A 19,186-nucleotide genomic window follows, 5' to 3' on the forward strand; every position below is an offset into this window, starting at 1 on the left:
AAGGGTAGGGATGCCAATGTGAATCTCCAAACAAAGATAAGACCATCAGAGCATCCCCCCGAAAGGAGCGCTCACAGACACTCGTCATTCATGAGATCATAGCCCGCTAAAGGCAGGCTCCGATCGCTAGGTTACTCGGGCGTGTTGCTGTCGGCGTTCCATTGTTGCTGGGGGATCGGCAGGTTGCGAGAATCGCCACGTCCCATTGGGAAGTAGTGGAAACCCTTGCGTGCCATTCTCTCGGTGTCGTAGAGGTTGCGTCCGTCAAAAATGACCGGTGTTTTGAGACGCTCCTGGATGAGTTTGAAGTCTGGAGCCTTGAACTGTTGCCATTCAGTGCAGATGATCAAGGCATCGGCGCCGCTCAGTGCTGACTCTGGTGTACCCATCAGGGCCAGACGAGGGTGATCGCCATAGATGCGTTGTGTTTCCTGCATGGCTTCTGGGTCATAGGCACGTACATCCGCGCCAGCTTCCCACAATGCTTCCATCAATACGCGACTAGGGGCATCGCGCATGTCGTCGGTATTGGGTTTGAATGCCAGGCCCCAGATCGCGAAGGTTTTGCCCTTCAGGTCACCTTTAAAGAAGGCGTTTACACGCTCGAACAGCTTGGTTTTCTGCCGTTGGTTGATGGCTTCCACGGCCTCTAACAGATCGCTTGAGCAATGCGCCTCTTGAGCGCTGTGGATCAAGGCGCGCATGTCTTTGGGGAAGCACGACCCGCCGTAGCCGGCGCCAGGGTAGATGAAGTGATAACCAATGCGTGAGTCTGCACCGATCCCCAGACGCACGGCTTCGATATCGGCGCCGAGGTGCTCGGCCAGTTCGGCGATCTGGTTGATAAAGCTGATCTTGGTCGCCAGCATGCAGTTGGCGGCGTATTTGGTCAGCTCGGCGCTACGCAGATCCATGAAAATGATGCGGTCGTGGTTGCGGTTGAACGGTGCATAGAGATCGCGCATGACCTCGCGTACTTCTTCACGTTCGCAACCGATCACAATGCGGTCTGGTTTACGGCAGTCGGTGACCGCCGAACCCTCTTTAAGGAATTCGGGGTTGGAGACGATATCGAACTCCAATGGGCGTCCGGCCAATGCTTTTTCCGTATGAATGCGCAGGGCGTCGCCGGTGCCCACGGGTACTGTGGACTTTTCGACGAGGATCAGCGGTTCGACGCGATGGCGTGCAACCGCCTCACCTACGGCGAAAACAGCGCTGAGATCTGCTGAGCCGTCATCGCTGGAAGGCGTGCCGACAGCGATGAACAGCACCTGACCGTGCTCGATGGCCAGCTTTTCATCACTGGTGAAATGCAGGCGCTTGCTTTCCAGGTTTTCCCTTACAAGGGCTGCAAGGCCAGGCTCGAAAATGCTGACGTGGCCCTGTTGAAGTTGCTTGACCTTGTTCTCGTCGATGTCCATGCAGATGACATCATGTCCGACTTCAGCCAGAACTGTCGCTTGTACAAGGCCCACATAACCACTACCGAATACGCTGATTTTCATACGGAGTTCCTAGAATTTACTACTGAATTTCGTTGCGAATTGATCGTAATGACGCCCAGGATGACCAAGGTCACCCCCAGTGTTTTTGATACGCTGAAATGCTCGTTGAAGAACGGTAGGCTGGCCGCGAGCAGATAGACTAACGCGTAACTGATACTTAGCAGTGAATAGGCTCGGGCTAGTGGCACGTCTCGCAAAGCCAGAAGCCAGCAAAGCATGGAAAGGGCATAGGCAAGGATCGCGGCGATAACAATACCCGCGGCAAGTGGGTCAATAGTGCCGCTGCCCAGCGCCTCGAGCCACTGAGTGGGGGATGGGAGGCGTGTCATGCTCCAGCGCATCCCGAGTTGTGCAGTGCTAACCAATAGAACACTGCCCATGGCCAAGGCGATACCGCGTTTCAGACTCATGTTTGCCGTCCTAGCAGGACCACGCCCGCAATCACCAATGCGACACCTAGCCAGTGCCGGCTATCGACGGGCTCGTGGAACAAGAATCGAGCCACTAAGGTGATAAGCACGAAGTTCAAGCTTAGCATCGGGTAGGCAATACCTACTTCCAGCCGTTGCAGAACCAGTAACCACAACAACAATCCAGAACCGAGACAGGCGAGCGCCAGCCATAGCCATAGAGAGCGTGCAGCGAGAAGAATGCCGGGGCTTTGCCCGCGCCAGCTCTCCACGGCAAACTTTTGCGCAATCTGGCCGAAACAGCTCAGTAGGCTAGCCGCGAACAAGAGAAGTAGGGTCATGGTTGTGACTGCGAAAAGATCAGTATCACGATATTTCCTTCCTCATAACGCTTGGCGTCTTTGGGGAGTAAGTCGACCTCATGCACTTCGTCTTCGCTTTTCACCCGCATCACGACCCCTACCGATCCTTCGCGTCGAGCCAGAGTTATCCATTGCTGGACATCTTCAAGGCCGACCGTGCGACCGGAGGCGTCTGGGTAGGTCAGGCCATATTTGAGCTCGCCGATTGTGTTGTACAGCGCCACATCGGGGCGTTGTACACGCCACGCCAGGGCAGAGGCAGCGCCGAGATCGTTGCTGAGTAAATGCCGTGCCTGACCCAGTTCCTGCGCGTGGCGGGCGATGAACAGGTCGGGGGTTTTGTTGAAAACCAGGCTGTTGGGCAGGGCCGCTGGCAGCAGAGCGACCACCAGCCAAATGCCGAGCGCAGGTGCGGCCCAGTAGAGCAGGGGTTTGATCGCTTGCAGGGCGTTGGCAATTATCCAGCCGATCAGAGCGGTGGCCACCAATAACACGTGCAGCGGTTCGTTTTCATAGACCGGTTGTTTGAGTTGCACATACACCAACGCGAGCAAGGCGATCACGCCGAGCGTCAGATTGAGCAGCCCATTGATACGCATCGTCCTGCTTTTGGCTTTCTCTATCTGAGCTATCAGCGTGTAACCCATGAGCAATGCCAGCGGCATCAGGCACGGCATGAGGTAGGTAGGCAGTTTGCCTCTGCTCATGCTTAAAAAGGCCAGTGGCAGCAGCATCCAGAGCAGCAGAAAGCCGGTATTTGCCTGATGCTTGGTTCGCCACGCCTGTAGGAACGTTGTCGGCAGCAGTGCAACCCAAGGCAGGCTGGAAGCGACCAGCATCGGCAGGTAGAACCACCAAGGCTGAGAGTGCTGAGCGTCATCACTGGCGAAGCGGCGGATGTGCTCGTGCCAGAAGAAAAAGCTCCAGAAGTCGGGTTCGTGGGTTTGTACTGCCAGTGCCCAGGGCAAGCACACCACAATCGCTACGACGATGGCCAGCGGCCCGTATTTCAGCAACTCACGCACGCGCTTTTGCCAGAGCATGTAGGGCAGTGCGATCAGTGCGGGCAGCAGCCAGGCGAGGAAGCCTTTGGTCATGAACCCCATGCCGCACGCCAAGCCGAGTAAAACCCAGCTGGTCAGTCGTTCCCGGCCAGTGCTGTGGATGGCGAACCAGAGCGCAACCATGCTCAGGTTCACCCATAGGGTGAATTGCGGGTCGAGATTGGCATAGCCAGCCTGACCAGCAATCAAACCGAAACTCATGTAGAGCAGGGCGCAGGCAAAGCTTTTGCGTGGATCGTTCCACAAGCGCTTTGCAATCAGATAGGTCAGCACAACGCTGAGCCCAGTGCTCAGCACCGAGGCAATGCGTACACCGAATAAATTCTCACCGAATACTGCCTGACCGATTGCAATCAGCCAGTAGCCGGCGATGGGCTTTTCAAAGTAACGCAACCCCATGAAATGAGGTGAAATCCAATTGCCGCTGAGGAGTATTTCCTGGCTGATTTGTGCGTAGCGGCTTTCGTCCGGAATCCACAGGCCGTGCGAGGCCAGTGGGAGCAGAAAAGCCAGACAAAAAGCAAGCAGCAGCAAGGGCAGTGCCCAGCGCCGGATCATGCGTGCTGTACTCCCAGCCAACCCTCGCGGCCGCTCAGTGTGCCACGCACCAATTGTCCAGCAGGCAAGCTGCTGGCCTCGGCTGGCAGCAAGTCGCCAAGGGGTTGGAACAAAATATTTCGCAAACGCGCCTGCGCCAGCAATTGACGGAAGTCGTTAGCCATCAGAATCCCTTCTACTTCTGCGTGAATGGTGTAGACATTTAGTCCGGTCGGGTTGAATCGATCAAGAATGAATGCGTTGAAATCGCTGGCACTTAAATCCGGGCCGACGACCTCGTCGAAAGTGGGTAAATCCACCGGGATTTGTGGTGTGCCCAGACTGCCGTCCCCCAACCTTGGCCGAAACAGACTGTGCCCTCGGCAGTCACTGTTGTAGCGAAAACCGAATGATTCCTTGGCTTGAACGATGCGCTCATCGGCCCGCCAACCGGCGGAAGCAGAACACTCAACGGCCTGGCCGGTGATATCGCTGAGACAGTCCACGCCCCGGCGAATCTGCTCGATCAACTCCGCTTCGCTCCATCGTCCGGCATTGGCTTGCCAGCCATGGTGATCCCAGGCGTGCAGGCCGACTTCATGACCCGCATCCAGGGTTTGCCGCATCAAATGGCCAAGATCACGCCCGATGGGTTTACCCGGCCATGCGGTCCCGGCCACCAGAATGTCCCAGCCATAAAGACTGGCTGCACGTGAGCGCAGCATTTTCCAGAGGAACTGGGGGCGGAAGAGACGCCATAAATGGCGCCCCATGTTGTCCGGACCCACACTGAAAAAAAAGGTCGCTTTTACCTGCGCCTCATCGAGCATTTCCAGTAGCCGAGGCACCCCCTCCCGGGTGCCACGATAGGTGTCTACATCGATGCGTAGTCCTGCCTGCATTAGCGTTTATCCGCGATTTCGAGCATTGCTTCACGCAGGAAGAAGTCGAGGGTCTTGCCGATGGTTTCGCTCAGTTCGATGGTTGGGGTCCAGTCGATCAGGCGGCGAGCGTTATCGATGCTTGGCTTGCGGTGGGTCACGTCCTGATAGCCGGTGCCATAGAACGACTGGCTTTCGACGTCACGGAAACCGGCGAAAGGAGGGAAGTTCGAGCGCAGTGGGTGAGCTTCGAACTGACGCAGCAGTTCTTCGCCCAGCTGGCGGATGCTGGCTTCGTTGTCCGGGTTGCCGATGTTGATGATCTGGCCGTTGCACTTGTCATCGCGGTTTTCGATGATGCGTGCCAGGGCTTCGATGCCGTCAGCCACGTCGGTGAAGCAGCGTTTTTGTGCGCCGCCGTCGACCAGACGAATCGGGGTGCCTTCCACCAGGTGCAGGATCAGTTGGGTGATGGCACGCGAGCTGCCGATTCGCGCCGAGTCCAGACGGTCCAGGCGTGGGCCCATCCAGTTGAACGGACGGAACAGGGTGAAGCGCAGGCCTTTCTGACCATAAGCCCAGATTACCCGGTCGAGCAATTGCTTGGAGACCGAGTAGATCCAGCGCTGCTTGTTGATCGGGCCGACGATGAGGTTCGAGGTGTCTTCGTCGAAATTCGGGTCGGTACACATCCCGTACACTTCGGAGGTCGACGGGAAGATCACGCGCTTGTTGTATTTCACGCAGTAACGCACGGTCTTCAGGTTTTCTTCGAAGTCGAGTTCGAACACGCGCAGCGGGTTGCGGGTGTATTCGATCGGGGTGGCGATGGCCACCAGCGGCAGCACGACATCACATTTTTTGATGTGATATTCGATCCACTCGGAGTGGATGCTGATGTCGCCTTCGACGAAGTGGAAGTTCGGGTGGCTGCGCAGGCGGTCGATGGCGTCGGAACCGATGTCCATGCCATAGATTTCGTAGCGGTCGTCTTGCAGCAGGCGCTCGGACAGGTGGTTACCGATAAAGCCGTTGACGCCGAGGATCAGAACACGGGTGCGACGCACGGCACGTGCCGACTCGCTGCCGACCATGCGCGAGCCTTCGACCAGACCCAGTTCGCGGGCCAGTTGCGGGCCGCTGAGGTAGAGCCCGGCGTCGCCACGCTGACCGGCGGTGATCACCAGGGAGTCTTCGCCACAGGCGATGCGCAGGGGATCGGAACTGATCACTCGGCCTGGGGCGATGCCTTCATTGCCGGCAACGACGTCGGCGCTCCAGACGATCAGTTTGTGTTCGCCAACCGGGCAGAAAGCACCAGGGTAAGGCTGGGTCACGGCGCGCACCAGGTTGAACAGCTGTTCGGCCGGGCGCTTCCAGTCCAGCAGGCCATCGGCCGGGGTGCGGCGTCCGAAGTAGGACGCTTGGGTGTCGTCCTGGGCGGTTTCAGTCAACTTGCCCTGGGCCAGCAGCGGCAATGCGTCGCGCAACAAGTTGGCAGCGGCGTTGCGCAACTTGGTGTGCAGGGTCAGGGCGGTGTCGGCACGTTCGATGGCCACACGCTGTTGAGCCAGGATAGCGCCGGCATCGGCGCGCTTGACCATGCGGTGCAGGGTCACGCCGGTTTCGGTTTCGCCATTCACCAGGACCCAGTTGGCTGGGGCGCGGCCGCGATAATGCGGGAGCAGGGAGCCGTGCAGGTTGAAGGCGCCTTTGCTCGCGCAGGCCAGCAATTGCTCGCCCAGCAGGTGGCGGTAATAAAAGGAGAACAGGTAGTCGACGTTGAGTTTGCTGATCCGCTCAATCCACAGAGGATGGTTGGCATCTTCCGGGGCGTGCACCGGAATGCCTTTGCGTGCACACAGTTGCGCGACGGAACCGTAGAAGGTGTTTTCCTTCGGGTCGTCGGCATGGGTAAACACGGCAGCGATTTCATAGCCTGCGTTGAGCAAGGCTTCGATGCCAGCACAACCAATATCGTGATAGGCAAAGACGACAGCTTTAGGATTCATAACGTGACCTGAGTGGAAGATGAAGACGGGTGTGAGCTGTTAGCATTTACAGCGGACGTCGCGGGCGGGCTGCGCAGCACTTTTTCGATGAAAAAACGCGGGCGGGCCCGGACATCGCTGTACATGCGGCCCAGGTATTCGCCCAACAGTCCCATGCCGATGAACTGGCCGCCGGTGAACACGAACAGCACAGCAAACAAAACAAAGGTGCCGTGGCCAGCCCAGGTGGCGCCGAAAATCAGGCGCAAACCGATGAGCAACACGGCGAACAGCACGCCGAGAAAGGCCATGCTGAAGCCGAGGATGCTCAGCAGGCGCAAGGGCGTGGTGGTCATGCAGGTGATCAAGTCGAACATCAGGTTGATCAGGCGCATCGGGCTGTATTTCGAATCACCATGTTCGCGCTCGGCGTGCGGGACGAGCACCTCGGTGGTGTGGCGGGCGAAGCTGTTGGCCAGAATCGGGATGAACGTACTGCGCTCGCGGCAGGCCAGCATGGCGTCGACGATCGTGCGTCGATACGCCCGCAGCATGCAGCCATAGTCGCTCATGGCCACGCCGGTGGAGCGTTGCACGGCCAGATTGATCAAGCGCGACGGCCAACGACGCCAGGCTGAATCCTGACGGTTGTTGCGCACGGTGCCCACCACGTCGTAGCCGAGCTCGGCCTGGGCAACCAGGCGCGGAATTTCTTCCGGCGGGTTTTGCAGGTCGGCGTCCAGAGTGATGACGACATCGCCTTTGCATTGCTCGAAGCCGGCCATGATGGCCGCGTGCTGGCCATAGTTGCGATTGAGGATCACCGCGACAATGGAGCTGCCTTCACGCTCCGAGGCGTCCTGAAGGATTTGCGCAGAGTTGTCGCGGCTGCCGTCGTCGACCAAAACGATTTCGAATTCATGGTGCAACTGTGCACAGGCCGCTTCGGTGCGGCGCAACAACTCAGGCAGGCTCTGCTCTTCGTTGTAGACCGGGATGACGATCGAAACGCACTGAATCGGATAAGGTTTCACAGGCTTCGTTCCAGAGTGGTTTCAATAGCACACGCAACGCGCTCGACGTCGTCGAGGGTCATGTCGGGAAACAGCGGGATCGAGCACAGGCGTGCCGAGTTCCATTCGGTGTTGGGCAACTGGACCGACGGGAACTGCTTGCGGTAATAGGTGTGCAGGTGGGTGGCGATAAAATGAATGCCGGTGCCAATGTTCTGCTCCTGCAAGCCTTTCATGAACGCCTCGCGGTCCAGGCCACAGCGCTCGGCATCGATGCGCAGAATGAACAGGTGCCAGGCATGCTGCTGCGGATAGCTTGGCAGCAGAAGCGGCTGGACCGGCAAGTCTGCCAGGCGCTTGAGGTAGGCCTGGGCCAGGACCTCGCGTTTGGCATTGATCTCGTCGAGGCGCTTGAGCTGCACCAGGGCAATGGCGGCGTTCATGTCGGCCAGGTTGTACTTGAACCCTGGCTCAATGACCATCGCCTGCGGTTTGCGGCCATGGGTCATGCGGTCGTAGGCGTCCACGCCGAGCCCGTGAAACTTGAGCATGCGGACCCGGTTGGCGAGGTTCTCGTCATCGCTGACGAACATCGCGCCTTCGGCGCAGGTCATGTTTTTGATCGCGTGGAACGAGAAAATGGCAGTGCCTTGCGCGCCGACCGCACGTCCCCGGTAAAGAGTGCCCGCTGCGTGAGCGGCATCTTCGATCACCATGATGCCGTGACGCTCGGCCAGTGCGTAGAGGGGGTCCAGATCAAAGGCGGCCCCGGCGTAATGCACCGGGATGATGGCTTTGGTGCGCGGGGTGATGGCGGCTTCGATGGCGGCGAGGTCAGTCATCAGGGTGTCGCGGTCGACGTCGACGAAAACCGGGGTCGCGCCGAGCAGGCAGATCATGTTGGCGGTGGACACCCAGGTTTGCGACGGGGTAATCACCTCATCGCCAGGGCCAATGCCCAGGGCGAGCAACGTGACATGCATCGCGCCGGTGGCGGACGAGAGCGCGACGGCGTGACGACAGCCCACGCGTTCGGCAAATTGCTGTTCAAGCTCCTGGTTTTTCGGGCCTGTGGTAATCCAGCCGGAGCGTAAAACCTGCTCGACGGCGGCAATTTCTTCGTCACCGATACTCGGGCGGGAAAAGGGCAGGAAACTTTGATTCATAGGATCCTCTAGCGCAGGAAAGCATTGCGGCTTAAGAAGCGAGCCGTCTGCAATATCCACAGATACTGTTTACTTTGAAAATACGGGGCCGCTCTGACAGGGTCGGTAACGGCGCCGCGACACAATTGTTCGCGCAAAGCATAGTTCAGGAATCGTGAAAATTACGTTTACCTTCAGCGGGATGGCGCGAACTCTATTACATGACCGTTTTGCGGAGCTGCGAGCGCAGGGCGATTCGCACGAGACAGTTTAACTTAACGCGAAAAGGTGCAACAGCAGTATGCGCGTCAAGCTAGTTCAGTAGAGTACTGAGTCCGCGCGCAGACTGTACCGTCAGACCTTTCCTACAATAGCGGAGCTAACCTGAACAAATACTGTCCATCCAGCGGCAAATATTTTTGCATCGTGCCCTAGGATGTGTTGAATACAGCCGGTCTGCTTAAGGTCGTTCATTAACGTGGGCAAAAAAGTATTTTCGGGGGTGGCCTGTTACGATCCTGTGCGAATCAGTTAATAAGCCTGCTCTAGGTCGAATGAATAATCGTTCTCGTTACGTTACCTTGGTCGGCGAATGCGAAACAGAGCGATTACCCTGTTCTTGCAATCAAGAGCATTGAATTGACCGTTCTCTAAGTGCGGCAGTGTGGAGGGGTCGAGCGTCAATGTGTCAGTTTGAAGGTATGCAGTTGCCTGGGTGCATGCATTTGACTGTTAGTGGACGACGAGGAAAACCGCTTTATGCAAACAGCCTATACCGTCCTTATTTTGCTGATGTTGGTCGGTGTGTCGCGGTTGGTGGCCCGGTTGATTCCGTTGCCGTTGCCACTGTTGCAGATCGCTGCCGGGGCGTTGCTGGCTTGGCCGACGCTGGGTTTGCATGTCGCGCTCGACCCTGAACTGTTTTTGTTCTTGTTTCTGCCACCGCTGCTGTTCTCGGATGGTTGGCGTATGCCCAAGCGCGAGTTGTGGCGTTTTCGCGGGCCGATTCTTACCTTGGCAGTGGGGCTGGTATTGTTCACGGTGGTGGGCGCCGGTTTCTTTATCCATTGGCTGATACCAACCATCCCCTTGCCGGTGGCCTTCGCCTTGGCGGCCGTGCTGTCGCCGACCGATGCCGTGGCGGTGTCGGCGATTGCTCAGGATCGGCTGCCCGCGCCAATTATGCATATGCTCCAAGGCGAGGCTTTGATGAATGATGCCTCCGGCCTGGTGACCTTCAAGTTTGCTTTGGCGGCGGCGGTGACGGGCGTGTTCTCGCTGGCCAGCGCCAGCCTGACATTTGTCCTGGTCGCCTGTGGCGGCTTGGCCATCGGCGTAGCGCTGAGCTGGCTGGTGGGGCGTTTGCGTGGCTGGATGATTGCCCGGGGCTGGGATGACCCTGCGACCCATGTAGTGTTCATGTTGCTCCTGCCCTTCGCTGCCTATGTATTGGCTGAACGCTTGGGCGCTTCGGGGATTCTGTCAGCCGTGGCCGCCGGTATGATGCAAAGCTGGCTGGATCTGCTGCCGCGACAGACCAGTACGCGGCTGCTTAATCGTAGCGTCTGGGCACTGCTGGAGTTTGCTTTCAATGGCTTGATTTTCCTGCTGCTGGGCCTGCAGTTTCCGGACATCATCAAGGCCGTCGCCAGTCATGAAGTGTCGCTCTGGCCAACCCTGTTGTGGCGTTGCCTAGATGTATTGGCGATTTTTATGGTGTTGTTGGCGTTACGTTATGTGTGGGTGCAGAGCGTCTGGCGGCTGATGGTCGGCTTGCGGCGCTGGGGTGATCGCGGCGAATCATCGCTTGAGCTGACGGCGCGCTCTGGCTGGCTGCTGACCGTGGGTGGCGTGCGAGGGGCCGTGACGCTGGCGGGTGTGATGTCCGTGCCGCTGTTGATCAGTGCCGGGGCAGACTTTCCTGAGCGTGATCTGCTGATCTTTATCGCCGCAGGCGTCATCCTGCTGTCATTGATTGCAGCCTGCATCGCTTTGCCATTGTTGCTGCGCGGTGTCGCTAAAAGCCCGGACCACGCGATGAAACGCGAGGTTCGAGAGGCATGGAAGCATACCGCTGAAGCGGCGATTCACGCCCTGGAAGCTGAGGACCTGGCCGACACCGGCGTCATCCCCGACGCTGCGCAAGCCGCTTTGGCGATGGAAGTCAAAGCGCGGATCATGTCCGAATACCGCCATCACCTCGAGGTGTTCAACGACACCTCCGAAGCGCAGGCGCTGGCTTGGCAAATGGACCAGCTGGAACGACGCCTGCGTTTGCACGCGTTGCGCGCGCAGCGCCTGGAACTCTATAGCCTGCGCCGTCATCACCGGATCGGCGACGACGCGCTGCGTCAGATATTGGGTGAGTTGGACCTGAGTGAGGCGAATCTGGGGCCGGTTAAATAGCCATCAACTTATCTTTTTGGATAAGCCTTGCGCATGAAGGCTTTGTCTTTATCGCTGATCATCGCATTGAGGCCCACTTCCCAATCGCCGATCGTAATGGTGTTAGGCACCGGATAATGCATGATCGACTGCTTGTCGTAAGCGGTGTAGGTCGTTTTGTCTGATTCGAATTTGCGAAGCACCGATTCATCGACTTCTTCGGCGGAATGACCGGCTTTCGCGTAGTGTTCGTACACCTTCGACACGTCCCAAGGAATATCGGCTTCCGGGTGCTGATGTTCATGCTCGGCCCCCAGCGCATGGCCAAACTCGTGCATGACGGTGTATCGGAACTTCGGGTCCGATGGTTTTACACCCAGCACCATCGTAGGAGTCCACGGGTCGTTGGCCTTGGCATCGGTCCCGATCAGGGTGTAGTTCGCGCTGGAGGCAGTCGTGATTCGGATGTCACCTTTACCATAGCCCGGCGTGTTTTCCCGGCCATCAATAAACTCGAACGTCAGGTTTACAGAGGCTTGCCACTGGTTGATAGCGGCAATAATGGCTTGTTTGTGGGGTTCGGGCAGGTCCTCATCGGTAAAACCGATTTTCAGGGTGCGGCCATTGGCCCAGAACCTGGAAAAATGCCCGACGGCCCGCTTGCGGCGACTGCCGGGAACAGATACCCCGGCATTGTCAGGGTTCTCTTCGATGGCGGTCTCATAGGAAACCTGTTGGTCCCTCAAGCGGCGGGCGTTGCAGAGTCGTAGTTCGTTCATGGTGAAACTCCAGGGTAGGCGGAGTCTCATTGTTCTCTGTGGCGAGCTGACCGAGGCTGTACATAGTTATCGCGGTTCGCTGTAGCGGCCAGTGTGTTGGCCGCTACAGATTTCGTGATCAGCCTTTGATGAAATCCCGAATACGCGTGGCCGCTTCGACGCATTCGGCCAGAGGTGCAACCAGCGCCATGCGTACACGTCCGGCGCCGGGGTTGAAACCGTCGACTTCGCGGGACAGGTAGGAGCCCGGCACCACGGTGACATGCTCGGCTATATACAGGTCGCGGCAGAACTCAGTGTCGTCGGTCCCGACATTCGGCCACAGATAAAAACCACCGTCGGGACGCTGTACGTCGAGCACCGGGGCGAGGATCTCCAGCACGGCGTCGAACTTCTCCCGATACAGCGTTCGGTTGGCGCGTACGTGCTCTTCGTCATTCCATGCGGCAATACTCGCCAGCTGGGTTTGAACCGGCATGGCGCAACCGTGATAGGTGCGATAGAGCAAAAAAGCTTTAAGGATGTCGGCATCGCCGGCCACAAAACCTGAGCGCAAGCCGGGCAGGTTCGAGCGTTTGGACAGGCTGTGGAATACCACGCAACGTTTGAAGTCTTTGCGCCCCAGCGCCACGCATGCACTCAGCAGGCCTGGTGGCGGAGTCTGTTCGTCAAAGTACAGCTCGCTGTAGCACTCGTCGGCGGCGATCACAAAATCATGTTCATCAGCCAGGGCGATCAGCTTTTTCAGGGTTTCCAGTGGCACCAGTGCGCCAGTTGGGTTGCCGGGCGAGCACAGGAACAGGATCTGGCAGCGCTTCCAGACGTCTGCGGACACTGCATCGAAATCCGGGTTAAAACCATTTTCCGCCAGGCAGGGCAGGTAATGGGGCTGTGCGCCGGCCAGCAAGGCTGCGCCTTCATAGATTTGATAGAACGGATTTGGGCTGACTACCAGTGCGTCGTCGCTGCGGTTGACCACGGTCTGGGTGAAGGCGAACAAGGCTTCGCGAGTCCCGTTGACCGGTAACACATGACGCGCCGGGTCGAGCCAGCCGGTGGGCACGTCAAAACGGCGCTCACACCAGGCGGTGATGGCTTCGCGTAGCGCCGGGATGCCGAGCGTAGTCGGGTAAACCGCCATCTGATCGAGGTTGGCGGCCAGCGTTTCAGCGACGAACGCAGGCGAGCGGTGCTTGGGTTCGCCGATGGACAGCGCGACAGGGCGTTTATCGGCATTGGGCGTCACGCTGCCAAGTAAGGCGCGGAGTTTTTCGAAAGGGTAGGGCTGGAGCTGCTGCAAGGCGTTATTCATGGGGTGTAGGTCTCAGTGAGCGTGGCGCCCGGGAGTGGGCCGGGCGCCGTTGAGTCGAAACGTAAAGGTGGGCCTGCAATGGCGTCATTCAGATACTGAGGCGCATCTCTGCGTGAGGCTCATGATTGACGCTCAATTGCTCGACGATAGCGTCCTGAAGTCGGCTGCACAGTTGTGGATCGGACAGCGGCTGATTGTTCGCGTCAGTGATGAAAAAAACGTCCTCCACCCGCTCGCCGAGCGTGGCGATTTTCGCGTTTTGCAATGACAGGTCGAACTCCAGGAAGATTTTGCCGATTCGCGCCAGCAGGCCAGGGCGATCAGGTGCGCTCAGTTCCAGGATCGTGACCGGGCGTTGTGCGTCGGTGTGGATCGTGACCTGTGGCGCGAAGGCAAAATGCTTGAGCTGGCGGGGTACCCGGCGCTGGATGATGGTCGGGTAGTCATCGGGGTTGCGCAGGGCCTCGGTCAGCCCTTCGCGGATTTGCTTGATCCGTACAGGGTTGTCGCCAATTGAGCCGCCATCGTTATCGAGCACGATGTAGGTGTCGAGGGTGAACTGGCTGCTGGAGGTGATGACGCGGGCGTCATGAATGTTCAGGTTGAGCTGATCCATGGCGGCCACGGTCACGGCAAAGAAGTCATGCTGGTCGGGAGCGTAGATGAAGATTTGAGTGCCGCCCTCGAACTCGCGCTGAGTGGTTTCCTTGATCAGCACCAGCGGGCCGCCATCGGCAGGCTGCTGCAGGATTGCATCGCTGTGCCAGGCCACATCGCCAGCGGTGTGCCGCAGGAAATAATCATCCCCAAGCTGCGCCCATAGTTGCTCGACGTCATCCGGGTCGATACCGCTGCGAACGAGAATGTCCAGCGCGGCACTTTGCGTACGACGAATCTGCTCTTCACGGTCGACAGGGTTCTCCAGGCCGCGACGCAGTGCGCGTTTGGTCTCGGTGTACAGCTGGCGCAACAAGCTGGCGCGCCACGAGTTCCACAGCGTTGGATTGGTTGCGTTGATATCGGCCACGGTCAGGACGTAGAGGTAATCCAAGTGGGTTTCATCGCCAACGAACTGGGCGAAATCATGGATGACCTGCGGGTCGGACAAGTCCTTGCGCTGGGCGGTGGTCGACATCACCAAATGGTTTTGCACCAGCCATACGATCAGGCGGGTGTCCCAGATCGGCAGTTGATGGCGTTGGCAAAAGACTTCGGCATCGATAGCGCCCAGTTCCGAGTGGTCGCCACCGCGGCCTTTGCCAATATCGTGATACAGCCCTGCCAGGTAGATCAGTTCGGGCTTGGGCAGCTTGACCATAATCTTGCTAGCCAGCGGAAACTTGTCTGAGGTCTGAGTGTATTGCAGCTTACGCAGGTGCTTGATCAGGTTCAGGGTGTGCGCGTCGACGGTATAGATATGGAACAGGTCGTGCTGCATCTGGCCGATGATATGGCCGAATTCCGGCAGGTACAGACCCAGAATCCCGTAACGGTTCATCCGGCGCAGATTGCGATGGATGCCGAACTCGCACTTGAACAGCTCGATAAAGAGACTGGTGTTGCGAATGTCGTTACGGAACTCGTCGTTGATCAGGTGCCGATGTTCGCGCAGCAAGCGAATCGTGTCGGCGCGAACGCCCTTGATTTCCGGGTGCTGAGCCATCAGCACGAAAACTTCCAGTATCGCGAAGGGGGTGCGCTTGAAAACATTGGGGTGGGAGGCTTCGATGTAGCCATCATGCAGCTGGAAGCGCGAATTGATCGGCTGAGTCGTGCCGCTCCCTTCCTCTGAAAGAATGACTTCTTCAAAGTGCTGAATGATCAGATCACTCAGTTCGGCAATGCTCATGACCACGCGGTAATACTTTTGCATGAAGCGTTCGATTGCTAGCTTCGCATCGCCGTCTTCGTAGCCGAGCAGGCGGGCGATGCTGCTTTGATGGTCGAACAGCAGGCGGTCTTCCGATCGGCCGGCAAGCATGTGCAAGGCGTAGCGCACCTTCCACAAAAACTCTTGGGATGAGGCGAGCAGAGTGTTTTCGCTTTCCAGCAGAAAACCTTCGCCCGCCAGCGCGTGCAGATTCAAGGTGCCGTACTGGCGACGGGCGACCCAGAGAATGGTCTGGATATCGCGCAAGCCACCAGGAGAGCCTTTGACGTTGGGTTCCAGGTTGTATTCGGTGTCGTTGTACTTGTGATGGCGGGCTTTCTGCTCTGCACGCTTGGCCAGGAAAAACTCTTTGCTCGGCCACATCCTGGCGGGGCTAGTGACATCAAGCATGCGCTGGCGCAGGCGTTCGGGGCCGGCAATCGTACGACTTTCCATCAAGTTGGTGATGATTGTCAGGTCGGCGATGGCTTCCTGTGCGCATTCATCGACCGAGCGCACACTCTGGCCGACTTCCAGGCCGATATCCCATAGCAACGTCAAAAAGCGCTCAATGGGCTCGCGAAAAACCTCGTGGTCGGCGCTGTCCAGCAGGATCAGCAGGTCGATGTCTGAATAAGGATGCAGCTCGCCGCGACCATAGCCGCCAACCGCCAGCAGGGCGATATCCGCCTCGTCGCTCCAGTCGAACTGTTCCCACACCTGCTGCAGGATGTGATCGACAAACCAGGCACGATCTTCGATCAGGCGCCGGATGTCGCGACCCGAGCGGAAACGTCCGTCGAGCACTTCGCGGGCCTGGCGAATGGCTTTCTTGAAAGCGGCAATGGGGCTCGCTTTCAAGGCCAGTTCGGCCTGGAACTGGCCGCGGTCGAATAATTCTGGATCCACCTGCGGCATTGAACGGCTTTCCTTCTATCTATCAGGCCTGACTTTAACGACGTGGTTTATACCGACGCGCTTACTGTCGATGTGCGGGCAATAGTGTCGTCGCTCCGCAGGGTGAAAATTTCATACCCGTCTGCCGTGACCAGGATCGTGTGTTCCCACTGGGCAGACAGCTTGCGATCCTTGGTGATCGCGGTCCAGCCATCGCCCAGCAAGCGGGTTTCGGCACGGCCTTGGTTGATCATGGGTTCAATGGTGAAGGTCATGCCTTCCTTGAGCTCCATGCCTGTGCCAGCACGGCCATAGTGCAGTACTTGCGGCTCTTCATGGAAGACCTTGCCAATGCCGTGACCGCAGTATTCGCGCACCACGGAAAAACCATTCTTTTCGGCGTGTTTCTGGATCACTTCGCCGATATCGCCAAGGCGAGCGCCTGGGCGAACCAGCTCAATGCCTTTATACATGCACTCTTGCGTGATTTTCGACAGACGCTCAGCCCACTCTGGCACTTTGCCAACATGGAACATTTTGCTGGTATCGCCGTGGTAGCCATCCTTGATTACCGTGACGTCGATGTTCAGGACGTCGCCATCCTTGAGCGGCTTCTCGTTTGGAATGCCGTGGCACACCACGTGGTTGATCGAGGTGCAGATCGACTTGGGGAAGCCCTTGTAGTTCAGCGGGGCCGGAATCGCCTTCTGCTCATTGACGATGAAGTCATGGCATATACGGTCCAGCTCGTCCGTGGTCACGCCAGGCTTGACGTAAGCGCCGATCATTTCGAGCACGTCGGCAGCCAGACGGCCGGCGATGCGCATTTTCTCGATATCCTCGGGGGTTTTGATGGTGACAGTCATAAAATTCTCTCGGCGCGGTGTGGCGCGGCTAAACACGTAAAACGCGATTCTAACAGACCGTCAGGCTGCGGGTGATCATCGCTTTATATATGCGCGAGGTGGCCCCGCGTGTACGGCGCAAAAGGACGTTTGCGGCGGTGCTTATTTCGTGTTCCGTTATCCGGCCTTTTATGGTATAAAATGCGCCGCTTTCCTGGGTATGTCCCAGAAGCTTAAACCCACACACGTGTCGACACGATGACCTGGGTGCCCTCAGCTTGAAGCTGTTGGTTGGTCATTGGGATACGTGGAGGCCTAACCCGACTTATCAAGGAACTATCATGTCCCAAGTCAACATGCGCGATATGCTGAAAGCCGGTGTCCACTTCGGTCACCAAACCCGTTACTGGAACCCGAAAATGGGTAAATACATTTTCGGCGCACGTAACAAGATTCACATCATCAACCTTGAAAAAACCTTGCCTATGTTCAACGAAGCTCTGGCTTTCGTTGAAAAACTGGCTTCGGGCAAAAACAAGATTCTGTTTGTTGGCACCAAGCGTTCCGCTGGCAAAATCGTCGCTGAAGAAGCTGCACGTTGCGGCTCGCCTTACGTCGATCACCGCTGGTTGGGCGGCATGCTGACCAACTTCAAAACCATCCGTGCCTCCATCAAGCGTCTGCGCGAGCTTGAAATTCAGGCAGAAGACGGCACATTCACCAAGCTGACCAAGAAAGAGGCGCTGATGCGCACTCGCGATCTGGAAAAGCTGGATCGTAGCCTGGGTGGTATCAAGGACATGGGCGGTCTTCCTGACGCACTGTTCGTTATCGACGTTGATCACGAGCGCATCGCGATCACCGAAGCTAACAAGCTGGGTATCCCGGTTATCGGCGTAGTCGATACCAACAGCAGCCCGGAAGGCGTTGATTACATCATCCCAGGCAACGATGACGCCATTCGCGCCATCCAGTTGTACATGGGTTCGATGGCTGACGCTGTTATCCGTGGCCGCAACAACGCTAACGGCGGCACCGACGTGTTCGTCGAAGAAGCTCCAGCTGCCGCAGTCGTTGAAGGCTGAGTAGCAAACGCCTAGCGTTTACTCGGTACGCAAAAAGGGGGCCTGGCCCCCTTTTTGCCCCCTCGGAAACCATATGTTGGCGCCGCCTTGCAGTCATGCGCCGCAGCCAGCAGCGGTTTTCAAGAATTTGAACGCCCGTTCGGTCGGGTGGAATGGTTTTAAGACCTATCCAAGAGGAATTTGAAATGGCAGAAATTACTGCAGCGTTGGTCAAAGAACTGCGTGAGCGCACTGGCGAAGGCATGATGGATTGCAAAAAGGCCTTGACCAAGGCTGACGGCGACATCGAAAAAGCAATCGACGATATGCGCGCCTCTGGTGCCATCAAAGCCGCCAAGAAAGCAGGCAACGTTGCTGCTGAAGGCGCCATTGCTGTCAAAGTTGCCGAAGATGGCAAAAGTGCAGTGATCCTCGAAGTCAACTCGCAGACCGACTTCCTGGCCCTGCAGGACGACTTCAAAGAATTCGTGAACAACAGCCTTGAAAAAGCATTTGCTGAAAAACTGACTGACGCAGCTCCGCTGATCGTCGCTCAGGAATTGGCCCGTGAAGCTCTGATCGCGAAAGTTGGCGAAAACGTCAACATCCGCCGTCTGGCTCGGGTTGAAGGCGACGTGGTCAATGCTTACCTGCACGGTAACAAGATCGGTGTTGTTGTTGTCCTGAAAGGCGGTGACGCTGACCTGGCCAAAGACATCGCTATGCACGTTGCTGCCAGCAACCCTGAGTTCCTGCTGCCTTCGGAAGTTTCCGCAGAAGCTGTAGAACGCGAAAAAGCCGTGTTCATGAGCCTCAACGAAGACAAGATCAAAGGCAAGCCAGCCGAAATCGTTGAGAAAATGGTTGGCGGTCGCATTCAGAAGTTCCTGGCTGAAGCAAGTCTGGTCGAACAAGCGTTCGTCAAAAACCCGGAAATCAAGGTCGGTGAACTGGCCAAGAAAGCCGGCGCTGAAATCGTTTCCTTCACTCGCTTCCAAGTAGGCGAAGGCATCGAGAAACCAGTCGACAACTTCGCTGAAGAAGTTGCCGCACAAGTGGCTGCAAGCAAGCAATAAGACGGTTTCACACTGTCGCCCCGAAGAGGCTGCCCGCTCACGCGAGC

Annotated in this window: 15 protein-coding genes; 3 read left to right on the forward strand and 12 right to left on the reverse strand. The window is 57.6% G+C overall.

Annotation, left to right across the window (positions count from 1 at the left end; all coding sequences use genetic code 11):
- Positions 1-131: 131 nt before the first annotated feature.
- Genes ACVBEG_RS05520 through arnB form a run of 8 tightly spaced genes read right to left on the reverse strand, consistent with a single transcriptional unit; the run spans position 132 to position 8,932 of the window.
- Positions 132-1,508, reverse strand: a complete 1,377-nt coding sequence (locus ACVBEG_RS05520) for a UDP-glucose dehydrogenase family protein (protein WP_322215282.1) — start codon at positions 1,506-1,508, stop codon at positions 132-134.
- Complete coding sequence (arnF, locus tag ACVBEG_RS05525) at positions 1,505-1,918, reverse strand: 4-amino-4-deoxy-L-arabinose-phosphoundecaprenol flippase subunit ArnF (protein ID WP_322178218.1); 414 nt, start codon at positions 1,916-1,918, stop codon at positions 1,505-1,507. Before arnF ends, ACVBEG_RS05520 begins: the two co-directional genes overlap by 4 nt.
- Positions 1,915-2,259 (reverse strand): 4-amino-4-deoxy-L-arabinose-phosphoundecaprenol flippase subunit ArnE, encoded by a 345-nt coding sequence (arnE, locus tag ACVBEG_RS05530; protein ID WP_322178219.1) that lies wholly within the window; start codon positions 2,257-2,259, stop codon positions 1,915-1,917. Before arnE ends, arnF begins: the two co-directional genes overlap by 4 nt.
- Positions 2,256-3,902 carry a lipid IV(A) 4-amino-4-deoxy-L-arabinosyltransferase gene (gene arnT, locus ACVBEG_RS05535; protein WP_322178220.1) on the reverse strand — a complete coding sequence of 549 codons (1,647 nt, stop codon included), beginning with the start codon at positions 3,900-3,902 and terminating at the stop codon, positions 2,256-2,258. Before arnT ends, arnE begins: the two co-directional genes overlap by 4 nt.
- Positions 3,899-4,783: a 4-deoxy-4-formamido-L-arabinose-phosphoundecaprenol deformylase gene (gene arnD / locus ACVBEG_RS05540; RefSeq protein ID WP_322178221.1), complete on the reverse strand. Its 885-nt coding sequence runs from the start codon at positions 4,781-4,783 to the stop codon at positions 3,899-3,901. The genes arnT and arnD overlap by 4 nt, the downstream gene beginning before the upstream one ends.
- Complete coding sequence (arnA, locus tag ACVBEG_RS05545) at positions 4,783-6,774, reverse strand: bifunctional UDP-4-amino-4-deoxy-L-arabinose formyltransferase/UDP-glucuronic acid oxidase ArnA (RefSeq protein ID WP_322178222.1); 1,992 nt, start codon at positions 6,772-6,774, stop codon at positions 4,783-4,785. Before arnA ends, arnD begins: the two co-directional genes overlap by 1 nt.
- The gene (arnC, locus tag ACVBEG_RS05550) at positions 6,771-7,787 is read right to left on the reverse strand and encodes an undecaprenyl-phosphate 4-deoxy-4-formamido-L-arabinose transferase (protein ID WP_443691991.1); all 1,017 of its coding nucleotides are present in this window, start codon (positions 7,785-7,787) and stop codon (positions 6,771-6,773) included. Before arnC ends, arnA begins: the two co-directional genes overlap by 4 nt.
- Positions 7,784-8,932: a UDP-4-amino-4-deoxy-L-arabinose aminotransferase gene (gene arnB / locus ACVBEG_RS05555; RefSeq protein ID WP_322180509.1), complete on the reverse strand. Its 1,149-nt coding sequence runs from the start codon at positions 8,930-8,932 to the stop codon at positions 7,784-7,786. Before arnB ends, arnC begins: the two co-directional genes overlap by 4 nt.
- A gap of 738 nt (positions 8,933-9,670) precedes the next feature.
- Here arnB and ACVBEG_RS05560 point away from each other — a divergent pair.
- Positions 9,671-11,317, forward strand: a complete 1,647-nt coding sequence (locus ACVBEG_RS05560) for a Na+/H+ antiporter (RefSeq protein ID WP_322180507.1) — start codon at positions 9,671-9,673, stop codon at positions 11,315-11,317.
- Between the two features lie 8 nt (positions 11,318-11,325).
- On the opposite strand, the gene ACVBEG_RS05565 is transcribed toward ACVBEG_RS05560, so the two are convergent.
- The 4 genes from ACVBEG_RS05565 to map all read right to left on the reverse strand — a co-directional run bounded on the left by ACVBEG_RS05565 (position 11,326) and on the right by map (position 17,020).
- A complete protein-coding gene (locus ACVBEG_RS05565) occupies positions 11,326-12,075 on the reverse strand; it encodes a M12 family metallopeptidase (RefSeq protein WP_330201601.1) in 750 nt (249 codons plus the stop codon).
- A gap of 118 nt (positions 12,076-12,193) precedes the next feature.
- Positions 12,194-13,387, reverse strand: a complete 1,194-nt coding sequence (dapC, locus tag ACVBEG_RS05570) for a succinyldiaminopimelate transaminase (RefSeq protein WP_322180502.1) — start codon at positions 13,385-13,387, stop codon at positions 12,194-12,196.
- Between the two features lie 88 nt (positions 13,388-13,475).
- Positions 13,476-16,175: a [protein-PII] uridylyltransferase gene (locus tag ACVBEG_RS05575; RefSeq protein WP_322180500.1), complete on the reverse strand. Its 2,700-nt coding sequence runs from the start codon at positions 16,173-16,175 to the stop codon at positions 13,476-13,478.
- 47 nt (positions 16,176-16,222) lie between these two features.
- The gene (map, locus tag ACVBEG_RS05580; protein ID WP_322180498.1) at positions 16,223-17,020 is read right to left on the reverse strand and encodes a type I methionyl aminopeptidase; all 798 of its coding nucleotides are present in this window, start codon (positions 17,018-17,020) and stop codon (positions 16,223-16,225) included.
- 320 nt (positions 17,021-17,340) lie between these two features.
- Between map and rpsB the strand changes: the two genes are divergently transcribed.
- Complete coding sequence (gene rpsB / locus ACVBEG_RS05585) at positions 17,341-18,084, forward strand: 30S ribosomal protein S2 (protein WP_219061233.1); 744 nt, start codon at positions 17,341-17,343, stop codon at positions 18,082-18,084.
- 185 nt (positions 18,085-18,269) lie between these two features.
- On the forward strand, positions 18,270-19,139 hold the full coding sequence (gene tsf, locus ACVBEG_RS05590; RefSeq protein ID WP_322180496.1) for a translation elongation factor Ts: 870 nt from the start codon (positions 18,270-18,272) through the stop codon (positions 19,137-19,139).
- Positions 19,140-19,186: the final 47 nt, after the last annotated feature.

Source organism: Pseudomonas sp. GG8 (assembly GCF_052976945.1).